The organism is Mesorhizobium sp. WSM1293 (assembly GCF_000513875.1).
In the GTDB taxonomy this organism is placed as follows: Bacteria; Pseudomonadota; Alphaproteobacteria; order Rhizobiales; family Rhizobiaceae; genus Mesorhizobium; species Mesorhizobium ciceri.
Genome location: NZ_KI911319.1, coordinates 383,575 through 399,178, shown reverse-complemented (window position 1 = coordinate 399,178; position 15,604 = coordinate 383,575). Strand labels below are relative to the sequence as shown.

The window sequence follows — 15,604 nt, the reverse complement described above, 5'->3', positions numbered from 1 at the left end:
GGATCGCCCCACCGCTGGAGGCCAGGCCGGCAGGCGCCAGACCCGGTCCTCACTGAGGGCGCTTGCCTGTGGAACTATTTCCGTCATGGGCTGTTCGGCGATGGAAGGAGCCGCAAATGGAGCGACGCAACGCAATAATCTCGCTGGTGATAGCGGCGGTCATCATTGTCGGTTTCGTCGTCGGCTTTTTCTACGTTGACATGGGATGGCAGACCTCGCCGCTGAAACGCGCGCCGGAGCAGAACCAGGGCGGCAATGCCCCGGCGGATACCGCCCCGGCTGCCGGCGTCCAGAAAAATCCCAGGGAAAACACGGAAATGCCGGGGCAACAGTGATCGATGGCTGGCAGCAACAGGGGAGGGTGACCTGGCCGTGACGCTGTCGAACTGAGATCAACACAGCACCGATCTGGAGTGCGGATGATGGGCATCCTTTCCGATCTCGACAAGAAGCTGACGGACAATATGTACGAGCATGGCAGCGAACTCACCGATGCGGTTTCGGATCTGCCGGAAGCAGTTGTGGAAGCGGTCGAACGGCTGATGTTTTTCATCCAGCCCGACGCGCGCGACACAGTCAGAAGTCAGGTTCTCGGCCTCATTCACGAATACGGAATCCAAGACGCTTCGAGCGGGGATCGCCCCGATTGACGTTCAGCACCCCACTAGCAACCGAAACCTGATGAGATCGCCTTGTGCTCCGGATCGGGAGCCGCGGTTGTTGACGGACTCGTCGAGCGCTCTAGATCAGATTCACGCCGGCCGCGGTTTGTTGCGTCGGGGAGACTATTCTGTGGCGCACCAAACGCCTGATTTGATCGTTAGCCGCCGCTATCTCAGGCTCGATTGCCTGTGCCTGCTTTTGCTGATGCTCTCGGCATGCTCATCTTCCGATCAGATCGAGCAGCAATCACGAACCGTGGCGTCCGCATCGCAGACCGTGTTGATGGCGCTGGACGCCTGGGCGGCAGGGGCGGCGCCGACCGCATACACGGTGGACACGCTGCAATCGATCGGCAAGACGCTCGTAGATACGGGGGCGCAAATCCGGTCCGCCGAAACCAGTGAACCCACCGAGCAAGCTTCTCTGACAAAAGCAGTCAATGATTTGTCGGTCGCGGTGACGCGTGCCGAGGCCGGACTGCAGGCAGATGACCGGCTGGAAGTCCAAGACGCGCAACAGGATTTACGGCTGGCGTCGCGTGCGCTCGCTGCCGCCTACGCCAAGTATTTCGCGCCGAAGCCATGAAAAAGCTCATGGAAATATCCCTCGGCGTCGTCACCAGCGTCGGCGGCTTCCTCGAAGTTGGGTCCATGGCGACGGCGGCGCAGGCAGGCGCGATGTTTGGCTTCCAGTTGATCTGGGCGGTGGTGCTTGGCACCGTCTGCATCATCTTCCTTGTCGAAATGTCCGGCCGGTTCGCGGCCGTGAGCCATCACACGATCTCCGACGGCATCCGCGAAAGGTTCGGTTTCAACGTCTTTCTATGGCCGTTGCTTGCCGCCTTGCTGGTCAATTTCCTGGTGCTGTCCGCCGAGATCGGCGGCGTTGCCATCGCGCTCGAACTTGCCACGGGCATAGGCTTCCAGTGGTGGGCACTGCCGGTGGCTTTGCTGGCGTGGCTGCTGCTCTGGAAAGGCACGTTCGGCGTCATCGAGAAGGGCGTGTCGTTTCTCGGTCTGGTGACGCTGTGTTTCGTCGTCGGAGCGGTGATGCTGAGACCTGATTGGACGGCAGTCGCAAGGGGCGCCGTGCCTTCGCTGCCGGTCCACGATGCCGCCAATTACTGGTTCATGGCGGTCAGCATTCTGGGCGCCTCGATATCGCCCTACCTGTTCATGTTCTATTCCTCGGGGGCCATCGAGGACCGGTGGGACAAAAGCTATCTCGGCGCCAATCGGGCCATAGCGGGGTTGGGCATGACCTTCGGGGGCACCATCTCGATCGGCGTGTTGATCGTGGCCGCTCTCGTGCTCGCCACGCATGGCGTCACCCAGGTGGACGACTATCACCAATTGCCGTTGATGCTGATCCCCATATTCGGCTTCTGGGGCTTCGTGCTGTTTGTTGCTTCTCTCGCCATCGCCTGCTTCGGCGCCGCACTCGAGGTCGGGTTGCAACAGGCCTATCTTGTGGCCCAAGGGTTCGGCTGGAATTGGGGCGAGGATCGCAAGCCGCGCGACGATCCGGGTTTCAGCGCCACCTACACGATATCATTGCTGTTGGCGGCTATTCCCATCGCGCTTGGTCTTGACCCGCTGAGGCTCACCATCTTTTCCATGGCGCTGACGGCTGCCAGCCTTCCGCTGACCGTCGTTCCGTTCCTGTTTCTGCTGAACGACAAACGTTATGTCGGCGAGCATCGCAACGGCATTTTGTCAAATGCCGCCGTCATCTTCATCATCGCGCTTGGCTTCGTACTGGCGGTGGTGACCATCCCGCTGCAGATATTCGGAGGCACATGATGAAGTTGCTGCGTGATCTCCTGGACAAGCAGGTGGTCGACCGCGAGCAGGTCAAGATCGGCAAGGTCGACGGTTTGGTAGCGCAGTTGCGGCCTGGCAAGCCGCCTCAGATCATTGCCATCGAGCTCGGCTCCATCACCCTGGCGCGTCGCCTCGGCGCACGGCCCGGGCGCTGGATTGCGCGGCTCGCGGTCAAGCTGGGCGGCACGCAGCATGGCGAACCTCATCGGGTCGCCTGGCGCAAGGTGAAAGATATCGGCATCGATATCGAGTTCGACATCGATGTGCGAGAAACGTCGATCTTCGCCTGGCAGGACTGGTTGCGCGACCATATCATCGGGCGCATTCCGGGAGCTTGATGATGATCACGGTCAATCTCGAGCATCTGGCGGGGCGGCGCGTACTCTCGCAGCGCGGCAAGAATGTCGGTTATATCGAGGAGATCCGCGCCGAACGGGATGGTGACGATTTCGTCGTCACCGAATTCCACGTCGGGGTCTACGCTGCTTTCGAGCGTCTTTCGGCCTCGGCCATAGGCGTGGCGGTGCTGGATCTTTTCCGATTACGCCGCCGCGACGGTCTATACCGCATTCCTTGGGACAAGCTCGACATCTCCGATCCCGCGCGACCGCGGCTGCTGTGCCCAATGACCGAACTCTCAGGCATGAAGGACGCGCCAGACCTCCAGGAATAGGTCGTGGGTGCTGCATCGTCGGGATTAGTCTCAGCGCAGCATGCTTGCCGCGAGGAAGACCACGGCTGCTGTCAAAACGACAGCTGCAATCACCAACACCGGCCAGTTGCCGCCAGGCCGCAGTTCCGGCTCGCCTTCGACCGGACGCATGGCATTGGCAAAGCTGGCATCGTTTTCGAATTTTGGACGAGTGCGCGGCGGACTTGTCTCAGCGACCGGATTTTGTGTGTCCGCGGCCTCTGCGTCTGTCTCAAGCGGGGCAATGGCGGGATCGAACCCCGGCGTCTTGTCGTGCGTTGCTCCTGCCTGAACTTCGCCTCTGGCCGCGGCAGGCGTGAGACCTGAAATCTTAGCCATAATCTCTCCCCTTCGAACCGATCTCGGCAGTATCGCACTTGCAGGCGCCGGCGGAACCAAGCTTGCATGCACTGAGGCGACCCGCCACGGTCAGACTTGCTCGCTCAGCAGAATCCTGGCGTCCTTGGCCGCAACGATGAACGCCTGTCGTGCCGCCCTTGTCGGCTTTTCGCCTCGCATGACGGCAAGGCACGCTCTGATCGCGGCAAGACGCCTCTCGGATGTCGGCTTTGGCCAGTCCCGCAGCAGCACTTCGGCTGCGTCCGACACCGAAACCACAACCCTGTCGCGGTCTATCCGGCCAGGTTGAATGACAATCGGCTTTCTGAAATGTCCAGTACGCACATGCCTCTCCAGCGGGATGCACTCTATTCGACACGCGACTGCAAGACTGCGCGTCGCGACGCGCTTTAACTCCGCAACCGTCGATTTGTTCCAGAGCACCTGGCGTTTGAAACAACTAGCCGATGGCCATCCGTGCGCGCCCGTCCCAAGACTTACAACAGGTCCTTGCGAAGGAAGATGCGTGCGTGCCCTGGAATTCCGAATTCGACTTTGCCGAATTCCTCGAACCCATGCTGCATGTAGAATAGCGGCGCCTGGAAACTGCTTGTCTCGACCACGGCTTTTTTGCAGCCACGCTGGTTCATGGTGCCGGCGTTCCTGTCGCCTGTCACTTCTCCACATTTTCCGTCGATGTGGCAGATCTCACGCGACATAATCCGGCAGCCTCATGCGTGGATCGTGGTGCTGCCGGGCCTGCAGGCATGTCGTCTGGGTATCGGAACAAAGCGCATCTTGGCCTGTTAGGGCGACGCATCCCAGGCAAGGACAAAGCCGATGAAAACACGACAATTTTTCGCATCGCTCGCCGCTGCTTCCATTCTTCTCGCCGTGCCTGCTTTTGCTGCCGACAGCGCCCAGGCCTTCGTCGACAAGGCTGCCATCGGCGGCAAGTTCGAAGTCGACTCGAGCCAGATTGCCTTGGGCAAGATTCAGGACCAGAGCATCAAGGACTTCGCCCAGATGATGATCCGCGATCACGGCGCGGCCAATGCCAAGCTGGCAACGGTGGCCGGCGAACAAAAATTGAAAGTGCCGTCGGCGCTTGATGCCCAGCACCAGGGCGATCTCGACAAGCTCAAGAATGCGCAGGCACCGATCGATCCAGCCTATGTCGACATGCAGCGCAAGGCGCATGCCGACGCCGTCAAGCTGTTTGAAACCTATGCCAGCGGCGGCGACAACGACGGGCTCAAGACATTCGCCCAGCAAACGGTCGATACGCTGAAGACGCACCAGCAGATGATCGAAAAGATCGCAGCCGGGCAGGACGCCATCACGGGAGCGACAACACCGGCGGTGAAGACCGACAATACCCCCAATGCCGCCGCTCTCGTTCCCGGCGCAAACAGCTTCACCGAAGCCCAGGCCAAGAGCCGCATCGAGGGTGCAGGCTATACCAACGTGTCGAAGCTTACCAAGGACGACCAGGGCATCTGGCGGGGCCATGCCACCAAGGCAGGCGAAGGCCTCACCGTCGGCCTGGACTATCAGGGCAACGTCGTTGCCGCCAGCAAGTGAGCACGGATCAGGAGAAATCAATGAAAACGGTAACTGGACTGTTCGACAATTATGACGACGCGGCCGACGCGGTCCGCGAACTGGAAGCCACGGGCGTCCCGCATGCGAACATCAGCATCGTCGCCAACAACTCGGATGACTGGTACGAGGGCGACCGTTCGGAGGCTGCCGAGGATGCCGGGGCTGGCGCGGGGATTGGAGCCGTGATCGGCGGTGCCGGCGGATTGCTGACAGGGCTGGGGGTCATGGCCATCCCGGGCGTCGGACCTGTGGTCGCGGCGGGTTGGCTCGCCGCCACCGCGACAGGTGTCGTTGCCGGGGCGGTGGCAGGCGGTGCGGTCGGAGGCATTGTCGGCGCTCTGACGGAGTCCGGCGTGCCCGAGAACGATGCCCACGTGTATGCGGAGGGCGTACGCCGCGGCGGCACGTTGGTCACGGCCAGGGTGGACGATGAACTCATTGCAAATGCCGAGGAAATTCTGGGGCAATCCAGATCGGTCGATCTTGCCGAACGCCGCAGGGCTTACGAGGCTGGCGGCTGGACCGGCTTCGATGCCAATGCCGGCGAATATATCCCTGACGAGACCGATCGCGACAGCGCTCGGACGATCAATCGGCCTTGAACGAGGAGGTGTGGTCGCACGTACCGAACGACGAGGTTTCACGAAGTGTTACGGTTGGGAACATACCCGCAATTTTCCTAGCCTCTCAAGACGGTTTGCCGGCTGGCAGCTTGGCGTGACGGGCCATCGGCATACTGCCCGCTCAAAGGACCGTTACGGCCAATGAGGCTCGTGAGCGTGCATTTTTTGCTTTAAGATCTTGAATGTAAAAGTAATTCTCCGCGACGAGCTCTCGTAGCGCGGCGGCCCGCTAGCAAGGCCTCCTTTTCAAGTCGCCAGATCGCACATCTCTCGAAGCCACAGGCTCAGAGCAAAGGATGGGCAAGACTTACGATGTCCTCGACGTCCTGGCGGGTGCGCGCGAAGCGCTTGAGAACCAGCGGGTCATGACCTGGCACTATGTGAGCCGGGGAACTGGCGAGTTGTTGCATTCGCTCCACGCCGAAGATGACATCGCTTAGCCGATCGAAGACGGGAAACGGCGTCTGGCGTTCCATATTGGCGTAAAAATGGGCTGCATCGGACGCGATCACGACCGCGCCGTTCTCGGTTTCCACCCGCACCACCTGCAATCCGCGCGAGTGGCCGCCAACCCTGTGGAGCGTGATGCCTGGCGCGATCTGCGACTCCGGGTCGTGGAAGCAAACTTTTCCGGCAAAGACGCGCCGCACCATGGTGGTGACGTCTTCGGCCTCGAAGGGATGGCGCATGGCATGGTGGCACATGCAGCGGCCGGTCGCGAACTCCATCTCCGCATCCTGCAGGTGGAAGGTCGCGTTCGGAAACAGATGATGGTTCCCGCAATGGTCGTAATGCATGTGGGAGATGATGACGTCGCTGACATCCACATGGTTGATGCCGATTGCCGCCAAGCCGTCGTCGACGGGTCTGACGACACTGCGTCCGCGTTTGTCGCCGGTCGGCTTGTCGAAGCCGGTGTCGACGATGAAGGTGCGCTTCTGCCCGACGATCGCCCAGACGAAGTAGTCCAGCGGCATGGGAACGTCATGCGTATCGCCGCCGAGGAAATTCTCGCCCGAGCGGCGCTCGAAATGGCCGTAGCGAACGGCATGGATTTCATAGCGTTCGAATTGACCCATGATCAGCTCGCTTTGGCGACGTCTGGGGTCTGGGCTGAGCCGACCTCCACATGCGCCCATGTCTCAACCGTTTTGACCATACAGGTGAAATCGGAGTCCGGCCCGTAGAGCTGGTTCGTTACGCTCAGCAACTGGCGCACGGCACTGCCCACCACCATCGGCACGCCCATTGCCTCCGCCTCATCCACGCACAGCCGGACATCCTTGAAGGACAGGCCTGTGGCGAAACCGAAATCGAAGGTGCGCGGCAGGACGGATTTTGGGAACTTGTCCTCGGTGGCGCTGTTGCGGCCGCTCGAGGCATTGATGACGTCGATCATCACCTTGGGATCGAGGCCTGCCTTGACGCCCATTACGACCGCTTCGGAAGAGATCGCAAGTGCTGCCGCCGCAAGCAGGTTGTTGGCAAGCTTCATGGTCTGGGCGGAGCCCTGAACCTCGCCCATGAAGAATATCCGGCCGAAATTCTCGATCACCGGCCTTGCCGTTTCGAACGCAGGCTTCGGCCCCGAGACCATGACGGCGAGCGTGCCGTTGCGCGCGCCCTTCAATCCTCCACTGACGGGCGCGTCGATCATGGCGACGTTCCTTGCTGAAAGGCCTTCGGCAACCTTGGCGGCCATTCGCGGACCCGTCGTCGAGATGTCGACGAAGATGCGAACCGCCTTGCCCTCGGCGATGCCGCCTTCGCCGAGCACGACCTTTTCCAGGATCAGCGGGCTGGGCAGGCTGGCAAAGACGATCTCCGCAACATCGGCAACATCGCTCGCACCGGCGGCGGCTTTCGCGCCCGCACTGGTCAATTCCGCCACGGCTTTGCTGTCGACGTCGTAGACAGTCACTTCGTAACCAGCCTTGATGAGACGGGTCGCCATCGGCGTGCCCATTTTTCCGATGCCAACAAAGCCGATTTTCAGGGTCGACATGATCGCTCTCTCCTCTTTCAGGGCCGATGCCCATGCATGGCGTTTGGTCTCGATCTCCTGGATCGCATTCCGTCAGCTCGTTTCCACGGGGGGCATTTCGAGCGCCTGGCTTGTACGCGGCACGAGAAGTTCCGCTATGTCCACGGCCTTCAATCTGTCGGCGACGCCGAGCGCATCGATCGCGGCGGTGTACATCATCTTGTCCTTTGGGCAGGCGACGACGAAGTACGCGACGTCGCCCAGGCCCAGCGCTTCACGGATACGATTCTCGCTCGGCCGCTCGGTCACGCCGTCGTCGCCTTGCCAGATGCGGCCGCCGCCGGCGCCGCAACAAAAGGAGTTCTCGCGGCAGCGCGGCATGTCATGAAGCGTGTAGCCGGCAGCGCGGATCAGCTCGCGCGGCGCGTCGAAGCCGCCATTGTAGCGTCCAAGATAGCAGGGATCGTGATAGGTGACCCTGGCGCCGTCGGCGACATGCAGGTCGAGTTTTCCCGCCGCGATGAGTTCCGCCAGCAGCGCCGTATAGTGCAGCACCTCGAACGTCGCGCCGAAATGCTGATAGTCGTTCTTCAGCGCATTCAGGCTATGCGGATCGGTGGTCATGATCCGGTTGAAGCTGCACGCCTTGATCTCATCGATGTTGGACTGAGCGAGCGTCTCGAACAGACCTTCTTCGCCGGCACGCCGCACATCATTGCCGCTGTTGCGCTCGGCATCGAAGAGAATGCCGAAGTCGACACCGGCTGCGGTCAGCAGTTCGGCAACCTTGCGGGTGATTTCCTGAACGCGCGGATCGTAGGAGGCGTAGTCCCCGACGAACCACAGCACGTCGACGGGTTCCTCGCGCGCGTCCTTGACCGGAAAGCCGAGCTCCCTGGTCCAGCGGGCCCGCATCTTGGAAGGCTTGCCCATGGAATTGCCGAGACGGGTCAGGTTCGACAACGCCTCCTGCAGACCGGGGCCGACACGGCCTTCGTCGACCAGATGACGGCGCATGTCGATGATCTTGGGTAGATGCTCGATCTCGACCGGGCATGCCTCCATGCAGGCGCGGCAGGTGGTGCAAGCCCACAGCGTCTCCTCGGAAATCACGCCGCCGACCAGCGGGGCCGCCGAAGATCCCACGGCAAGCGCGTCGCGCATGTCGGTGATCAGCAACTTCGGGCTGAGCGGCAGACCGGCCGCATAGGCCGGACAGACCGCCTGGCAACGGCCGCATTCGGTGCAGGACAGAAGGTCGAGCTGCTGTTTCCAGTCGAACTGTCCCAGGCTGTCGATGCCCGGAGCCTCGCGCGCTTCCGGGACCGCGGGCGCCAGGCCGCGCGGTTCGAGGCTGCGGAAGTAGATGTTGGGCGCGGCAAGAAACATGTGCCGGTGTTTCGAACCGGGGATATAGACAAGGAACGCCAGAATGGCGCCGACATGAGCCCAGTAGAACAGCTCTTCGCCCTGATGTGCCGGTATGCCGGCACGATCGAGCAAGCCAGCCAGCGCCGATGCGACCGGCCGCCACGAGCCGTCTGCGCCACCGGCAATGCGTGCCGCCGCCTCAAGCAACAGGGACGCCACGATCAGGACGATCAACACATAGATGATTGCCGCATCACTGCCGCTCGAGCCGTCGAAGCGGGCAGGCCGCAGCACGTAACGCTGATAGAGTGCAAGTCCGACGCCGACCAGCATCAGCACCGAAAAGACATCCTGCAGAGCGGCAATCCAGGTTTCGCCACCGATGGGCGCAAGTGAGAACCCGGGAAACAGCCGCGAGCCGAAGGCATCGATCGTGGCGGTGAACAGCACGAAGAACGAAATAAAGATGATAGCGTGAAGCACGCCGGAAAGCGGCTTGCGGAGCATTTTCCGGTGCATGCCGATGGCGACCATCACGCCCTGGAGACGCAGCATCGGGCGGTCGAAGCGAGCCGCTGCCGGTGCATTGGCAAGAGCAAACGCGTAACGGCGCGAGCGCCAGGCCGTCAACGCGAGTGCTGTGATGACCAGGATCCAGAGTGGCAGGGTCGATGCCATCTCAACGGCCAGAGCCGGCCCGCAGCCTGTCGCTCAGATTGGCGACGAGATCGAACAGGTCACAGGTCGCACCGTAATGCGCGACATTGAAGATAGGCGCCTTCGGATCAGTGTTGACGGCAATGATGAGGTCGGCCTGCGACATGCCCTCGAGATGTTCGGGCGCACCGGACACTCCGAGCGCCAGATAAAGCTTCGGCTTCACCTTCTGGCCGGATTTGCCCACTTGGCGCAGCTTCGGCAGCCAGCCATTGTCGACGACAGGACGGCTGCCGGCGATCTCCGCCCCCAGCATCGTCGCCAGATTGCGCGCAAGGTCGATGCTTGCCTCGTCGCCGATGCCGCGGCCCACGCACACGATCCTCTCGGCTGTCGTCAGATCGACGTCGGCATAATCCGGCACGTCGATGGCCACCATTCTCACCTTGCCGCTGGCGAGCGTGGGTTCGGCATCGATCGTCTGCACGCTCGCGGCGGCGATCGGGCCTGGCGCTGCCTCCGCGAAGGCCCCTGGGTTGATCATCAGAATGGCGGGCAGTTGCACTTCGCAGTCGGCGAGTATCTTGCCGCCATACATCTGCGCGACAACCGTCAGGCTTTCACCGTGCCGCTTGATTTCATTGACATAGGAGATGAGCGGCCAGCCGGTTCGCGCTGCGATGTCGGCTGCCACGTCCAGCCCGTTTGCCGAATAGGGTACCAGGACCAGGCCGGGGCTCTCGGCGGTGACGACATCGCGCAAAAGCACCGCATATGTCTCTGCGGGAATAACATCCGATTTTGTGGCGCGGGCCACTATCAGGCGATCGGCGGCGCCGAAGAGGGAGGATGCGGCTTCCGCTTCACCGCCGGCGAAAAAGGCGACGACCTCGTCGCCGGCCTGGGCGAGCGAGCGCGCCGCGGCGATCATTTCGAGGGAGAAGGCTTCGATCTTGCTGGAGTGGCCTTCGGTACAGGCAATCAATTTCATGGCTTAGTTCCTCGCCAGGCCCTTGGCTGCCAGGATGCTGACCAGCCGATCCGCGACTGTCTCGGCATCGCCGCCGAGATTCTCGCCGGAGCCGCCCTGGACTGGCAGGTGTAATGTGATGATCTCGGCGGAACGCTCGAAGCCTGAGGATTCGGGCGCGGCGCGGCCGATGGGCGTCTTGGATGCTTCGCGAAGCTTGCTGCCGGAGACATAGCGTGGCGCCTTCGACGCTGTCTGAACGCCCAGCACCGCCGGCGTGGCCAACTCATAGGTGACGGCGACACCGGCGCCGCGCTCTTGCGTGACCCGAAGCACGGCGCCGTTCGCAACGATACGGTTGGTTCCCGACACATGCGGCCAGTCGAGCAGCGCGCCGACATAGGGCGCGAGCTGGCCGAAGACATCCTCGCTCGATTGAACGCCGCACAGAACCAGGTCGGCCCACTTTGCCCGCGCCATCGCCGCGATGGAAGCCGCGATCTCACGTGAGGAGATCATGGCGTCCTCCTCGGCCTGAAGCGCGACGACTTCGTCGGCGCCGCGTGCGGCAGCCATCTGCAGGACACGGTTGGCGCCTTCGCCAACGGCCACCGCCGTTACCTTCGCGCCGCCGGCTTCCTTGAGCAGGATTGCTTCCTCGAGGGCATGATCGTCGAAATCGTTGAGCTGAAAATCCAGCCATTCCCGATCGATGCTGCGGCCGTCCTCGGCGAGCTGCAGCTCGCCCGCGGAATCCGGGATCATGCGCAAGACAACAAGAATATTCACGGCCTCTCCTCCGACGGAACGCACCTCAAGCGCCCGGCACCGGCTGCTAGATAAGTCGTATTCCTTGCCGCCCCCAATGGCGAAAAAGGTAATAGCAGCTATTACAAGACGGCAGATTGACGATCGTGGGTAATCGACTGCTAATTTGCGTCAAATCGCTTTCAGTCGAATTTTTCTGAATTGGAGGTTGTCAGGAAAATAGTCGTGCGATTTGCCCGGGATAAAAACATCTATTGTTTGTTTATACTGTCTCGTGTGCGCGATATCTGAGGAGAATTTTAGGCGTTCTGTCGAGCGTTCAGGAGGAGGAACCAATGTCAATAAAGAGCATACTAGACCACAAGATCTCGCGTAAGAGCTTCATCCGCGGCATGCCGGCCGTGGCGGCAGCCATGGCCGCCGCACCGGCCATCCAGCTCGCCCAGACCAGCGCAGCCGTCGCTTCAGAGCCGGAAACGAGGCCCGGCTACTATGGCGCGCCGCGCACCTGGATGTGGAACCCTAATGCCAACACCATGGTCGACACCTCAAAATGGAAGAAGGCGGGTCCGTATACGATCGGGTTCTCCAATGCTTCGATTTCCAATGCTTGGCGCGTCGCCTTCCAGCATGGCGTCCTCTGGTCCGCCGGCCAGCATCGCGACGAGATCGCCCATCTTCTCGTCACCGACGCCAACGACGACCCCTCCAAGCAGATCGCGGATATCCAGGATCTGATCAGCCAGGGCGTCGACATTTTGCTCATTGCGGCCTCGACCGAGGACGCGCTCGATTCCGTCGTCGGACGCGCAACCGAACAAGGCATCCCCGTTGTCATGGTCGATCGCAAGGTGAAGACGCCGGCCAACTACATCAGCTACGTCACGGCATCCGACTGGGCATTGGGCCGTCTCGAGGCGCAGTGGTTGTGCGAGACACTGGGCGGCAAGGGCAACATCGTGATGCTGCCCGGCATCGCCGGGTCGAGCGTCGCGGAAATCCGCATCAAGGCGAACGAGGAAGTGTTCTCGAAATTTCCCGACATCAAGGTGCTGGAGAAGCAGTATTGCGATTGGAACCCGGCAACCGGCAAGTCGGTGATGGCAGCGCTGATCCAGAAGCACGGCAAGGCCATCAACGGCGTCCTGGCCGACAGTGCGCTTCAGGGCTACGGCGCGATCGAAGCGTTTCTTGACGCCGGCTACAAGGACGGCGAATTTCCACCGATGACCGGCGGCGACGTTGCCCGGATGTATCAGCTGGCCAACCAGCACAACATCAAGATGGTCGGCATCGACTATCCGACGTCGATGGGCATCACCGGCATCGAGACCGCGCTCGACGTGCTCAAGGGCATCTCGGTCCCGGACAAGGTCGAGGTGAGCTTCCAGGTCGTCACGTCGCCGGGTGCGGATACGATCTCGGTCAAGGGCGACAGGCATCTGCTCGACCATGTCAGCATGAGCGATCCGGGTGATCTGTCGCCAAGCAACGGGCTGCCCGCCGGCTATAATCCGAGTACATTCAATCCCGACTATCCGAAGTAAGCTTCCCAAGCGAGCCGGTGCGCGCCCATCCTGGACGCGCACCGGACGTGCATTGAACAGTTCGAGCACCGGATATGTCAGCGTCTGTTATTGAGCTCAGCCAGGTCGAGAAGGATTATCCTGGAGTCAAACCCCTGGACAAGGTCGATTTCGCCGTGCAGCCAGGCGAAATTCACGCCCTTCTCGGCGAGAATGGCGCAGGCAAGTCGACGCTGATCCGCGTTATGGGCGGCGTGACCAAACCGAATTCCGGGACCATGACCTATCTCGGCAAGCCGGTTTCCTGGCAGTCGCCGAAGGAAGCACGCGCTGCCGGCATCCACGTGATCCATCAAGAGCTTGCGCTTTTTCCCGAACTTTCGGTCGCCGAGAACATTCTGGTCGATACGCAGCCCCGCGGCAGGTTTGGTCTCATTTCGAACCGCGCCCGCCACGTCCGCGCCGCTGAAATCCTCGCACAACTCGGCGTGGATATTCCAACCCACGCCAGGATTGACGAATTGCCGCTTGCCGATCAGCAAATGGTCGAGATCGCGAAAGCCCTGGTCGGCAGGGTGCGGCTTCTCATCCTGGACGAGCCGACAGCGGTCATCGCTGGCCGCGAGGTCGATCTTTTGTTCGAGAACATGCGCAGGCTGCGCAACGAAGGCGTCGGCATCGTCTACGTCTCCCACAGGCTTGAGGAGATATTCGAAATCGCCGACACGGTGACCATACTCAAGGACGGCCAGCTCGTCGGCACCAGCCCGGTAAGCGCGCTCACGCGTGAAGAGATGATCACTCGAATGGTTGGTCGCCGGCTCAGCCAGATCTATCCGCCGCGGCGTACGGCACCGGCGGGCGGCCCGGATGTGCTCACAGTTCGCAATCTCAAGGCCGGTCCGCGCGTCCGCGACGTCAGCCTCAACGTCAAGGTTGGCGAAATCGTCGCCGTGGCCGGCATGGTCGGTTCGGGGCGCACGGAGGTTGCCGAGGCTATCTTCGGCACGCGCGCCGTCGAGAGCGGGGTGATCGAATTTGATGGCAAGCCATTCGAGACAATGCTTCCGAAGGGTTCGATAGGGCATGGGCTCGGTTTTCTAACCGAGAGCCGCAAGGACGACGGCCTGTTTCTCGGTCTGCCGATTTCCGCCAACATAGTGGCGCCCGACCTCGACGGCATAACGAAACATGGCCTGATCGACAGGAAGCAGGAACGTGCTGTGGCGATGCAGCAGATCCAGGATTTTTCGGTCGCGACGCCGTCGCCTGACGTGAAGATCGGCAATCTCTCTGGGGGAAACCAGCAGAAGGTGCTGTTCAGCCGCTGGTCGCGGATCGCCAGCAGGCTGCTTATCCTCGACGAACCGACGCGCGGGGTTGATATCGGGGCCAAGGTGGAGATTTACCGTATCGTGCGCCGCCTGGCGGATTCTGGCGTCGGTGTGCTGATGATCAGTTCAGAGCTGCCCGAAATCGTCGGTCTCTCCGACAGGGTCTTCGTCATGGCGCAAGGCCACGTCGTCGGCGAAATCAAAGGCGATGCACTCGGCGAGGAGGCGATCATGGATCTCGCCGTGCGATCTGTCGGGCACCGCGAGGCGGAAACGGATCAGCGAGCGGAGCCGGTCGGATGAGCGCGATCACGGTGGATCTTCGCCGCAACCGGCTGTTGCTTTCCTATCTGATCGTGGCAGTGCTGCTGGTACTGCTTGCCGTCGCCGGCGGCTTGTTGTCCGATCGGTTCCTGACCTGGCGCAACATCGGCAATCTGTTCCAGCAGCTCATCGTGCTGGGCATGGTCAGCCTGGGTCAGACGTTCGTCGTGCTGATGGGCGGCATCGATCTGGCGATCGGCTCGCTGGTCGGTGCGCTCACCGTCTTTCTGGCAAACTTCCTCGAATGGCGTCCGGATCTGGTCTGGCTTGCACTGCCGCTGGCATTGCTCGCCGCGACCGCTGCCGGCGCGCTCAACGGATTGCTGACGGTCGTGTTGCGCGTCCATCCCCTGATCGTCACGCTCGGCATGTCCTCGATCATCTTCGGCGCAACGCTGATGTACCGCAAGGAGCCCGGCGGCTCCGTACCGCGCGCCTTCGCGGATATTGCCTATGCAAAGGTCGGCGGTATTCCATTCAGCGCCATCGTGCTCGTGGCGATTTTCGCGCTCGCCGGGCTTTGGCTGCAGCGCACGCGTACGGGCCGCAGCATCTACTTCGTCGGCGGCGATCGGGAAGCGGCGCGGCTGAATGGGTTGCCGGTCGATCGTATCGTGGTGCTTGCCTACGCGCTGTCGGGCCTGTGCGCCGGCGTAGCGGCGATTTTCCTGACCGCCCGCACCGGCGTTGGCGACCCGCGCATCGGCGCCGCGCTGACGCTGCAGTCGGTCACGCCAGTCGTGGTCGGAGGCACTATTCTGGCCGGCGGCAGAGGCGGCGTGCTCGGTACTTTCCTCGGCGTGCTGCTCGTCACCATGCTCAACAGCCTGCTGAACTTCGTCAATGTCTCGTCCTACTACCAGTGGGTCATCCAGGGTCTCATCATCATCATCGCGGTCGGCATCCACACCACAAGGCGGAGATAG

General features: G+C 61.7%; 19 protein-coding genes. 11 read left to right on the top strand and 8 right to left on the bottom strand.

The annotated features are described in order from the left end of the window. Nucleotides 1-116 precede the first annotated feature (116 nt). The 6 genes from M729_RS0132125 (at nt 117) to M729_RS0132100 (ending at nt 3,159) form a co-directional block, all read left to right on the top strand. The gene (locus tag M729_RS0132125) at nt 117-335 is read left to right on the top strand and encodes a hypothetical protein (RefSeq protein WP_013533184.1); all 219 of its coding nucleotides are present in this window, start codon (nt 117-119) and stop codon (nt 333-335) included. Nucleotides 336-419: 84 nt separating this feature from the next. Beyond that, nucleotides 420-650: a hypothetical protein gene (locus M729_RS0132120; RefSeq protein ID WP_013533183.1), complete on the top strand. Its 231-nt coding sequence runs from the start codon at nt 420-422 to the stop codon at nt 648-650. A gap of 142 nt (nt 651-792) precedes the next feature. Further along, nucleotides 793-1,248, top strand: coding sequence for a hypothetical protein (locus tag M729_RS0132115; protein ID WP_027164012.1), 456 nt, complete (start codon nt 793-795; stop codon nt 1,246-1,248). Next, a complete protein-coding gene (locus tag M729_RS0132110) occupies nt 1,245-2,465 on the top strand; it encodes an Nramp family divalent metal transporter (protein WP_027164011.1) in 1,221 nt (406 codons plus the stop codon). Before M729_RS0132115 ends, M729_RS0132110 begins: the two co-directional genes overlap by 4 nt. Next, a complete protein-coding gene (locus tag M729_RS0132105; protein ID WP_027164010.1) occupies nt 2,465-2,824 on the top strand; it encodes a hypothetical protein in 360 nt (119 codons plus the stop codon). Before M729_RS0132110 ends, M729_RS0132105 begins: the two co-directional genes overlap by 1 nt. Before the next feature lie 2 nt (nt 2,825-2,826). Continuing rightward, entirely contained in the window at nt 2,827-3,159 is a 333-nt protein-coding gene (locus tag M729_RS0132100) for a hypothetical protein (protein ID WP_013533179.1), read from the top strand. A 30-nt stretch (nt 3,160-3,189) separates the two neighbouring features. On the opposite strand, the gene M729_RS0132095 is transcribed toward M729_RS0132100, so the two are convergent. The 3 genes from M729_RS0132095 to M729_RS0132085 form a co-directional block, all read right to left on the bottom strand. After that, on the bottom strand, nt 3,190-3,516 hold the full coding sequence (locus M729_RS0132095) for a hypothetical protein (RefSeq protein WP_027164009.1): 327 nt from the start codon (nt 3,514-3,516) through the stop codon (nt 3,190-3,192). Nucleotides 3,517-3,606: 90 nt separating this feature from the next. Further along, nucleotides 3,607-3,861, bottom strand: coding sequence for a DUF982 domain-containing protein (locus tag M729_RS0132090; RefSeq protein WP_013533177.1), 255 nt, complete (start codon nt 3,859-3,861; stop codon nt 3,607-3,609). Between the two features lie 152 nt (nt 3,862-4,013). After that, nucleotides 4,014-4,193 (bottom strand): hypothetical protein, encoded by a 180-nt coding sequence (locus M729_RS0132085; RefSeq protein WP_024502377.1) that lies wholly within the window; start codon nt 4,191-4,193, stop codon nt 4,014-4,016. Nucleotides 4,194-4,356: 163 nt separating this feature from the next. Here M729_RS0132085 and M729_RS0132080 point away from each other — a divergent pair, with 163 nt between their 5' ends. Continuing rightward, nucleotides 4,357-5,100, top strand: a complete 744-nt coding sequence (locus tag M729_RS0132080; protein ID WP_027164008.1) for a DUF4142 domain-containing protein — start codon at nt 4,357-4,359, stop codon at nt 5,098-5,100. 20 nt (nt 5,101-5,120) lie between these two features. Beyond that, entirely contained in the window at nt 5,121-5,723 is a 603-nt protein-coding gene (locus tag M729_RS0132075) for a general stress protein (protein WP_024502379.1), read from the top strand. 305 nt (nt 5,724-6,028) lie between these two features. On the opposite strand, the gene M729_RS0132070 is transcribed toward M729_RS0132075, so the two are convergent. The 5 genes from M729_RS0132070 to M729_RS0132050 form a co-directional block, all read right to left on the bottom strand. Next, nucleotides 6,029-6,823: an N-acyl homoserine lactonase family protein gene (locus M729_RS0132070; protein WP_027164007.1), complete on the bottom strand. Its 795-nt coding sequence runs from the start codon at nt 6,821-6,823 to the stop codon at nt 6,029-6,031. Between the two features lie 2 nt (nt 6,824-6,825). Then, nucleotides 6,826-7,749 (bottom strand): NAD(P)-dependent oxidoreductase, encoded by a 924-nt coding sequence (locus M729_RS01000000136325; RefSeq protein ID WP_032809733.1) that lies wholly within the window; start codon nt 7,747-7,749, stop codon nt 6,826-6,828. 72 nt (nt 7,750-7,821) lie between these two features. Beyond that, on the bottom strand, nt 7,822-9,777 hold the full coding sequence (locus M729_RS01000000136320; RefSeq protein WP_050596395.1) for a (Fe-S)-binding protein: 1,956 nt from the start codon (nt 9,775-9,777) through the stop codon (nt 7,822-7,824). Nucleotide 9,778: 1 nt separating this feature from the next. Beyond that, entirely contained in the window at nt 9,779-10,747 is a 969-nt protein-coding gene (locus M729_RS0132055) for an electron transfer flavoprotein subunit alpha/FixB family protein (protein WP_024502383.1), read from the bottom strand. A 3-nt stretch (nt 10,748-10,750) separates the two neighbouring features. Beyond that, on the bottom strand, nt 10,751-11,515 hold the full coding sequence (locus M729_RS0132050) for a hypothetical protein (protein ID WP_024502384.1): 765 nt from the start codon (nt 11,513-11,515) through the stop codon (nt 10,751-10,753). 314 nt (nt 11,516-11,829) lie between these two features. Here M729_RS0132050 and M729_RS01000000136315 point away from each other — a divergent pair, with 314 nt between their 5' ends. The 3 genes from M729_RS01000000136315 to M729_RS0132035 all read left to right on the top strand — a co-directional run bounded on the left by M729_RS01000000136315 (nt 11,830) and on the right by M729_RS0132035 (nt 15,604). After that, nucleotides 11,830-13,041: a substrate-binding domain-containing protein gene (locus M729_RS01000000136315; protein WP_024502385.1), complete on the top strand. Its 1,212-nt coding sequence runs from the start codon at nt 11,830-11,832 to the stop codon at nt 13,039-13,041. 74 nt (nt 13,042-13,115) lie between these two features. Next, nucleotides 13,116-14,657 (top strand): sugar ABC transporter ATP-binding protein, encoded by a 1,542-nt coding sequence (locus M729_RS01000000136310; RefSeq protein ID WP_050596394.1) that lies wholly within the window; start codon nt 13,116-13,118, stop codon nt 14,655-14,657. Next, a complete protein-coding gene (locus tag M729_RS0132035; RefSeq protein ID WP_027164006.1) occupies nt 14,654-15,604 on the top strand; it encodes an ABC transporter permease in 951 nt (316 codons plus the stop codon). Before M729_RS01000000136310 ends, M729_RS0132035 begins: the two co-directional genes overlap by 4 nt.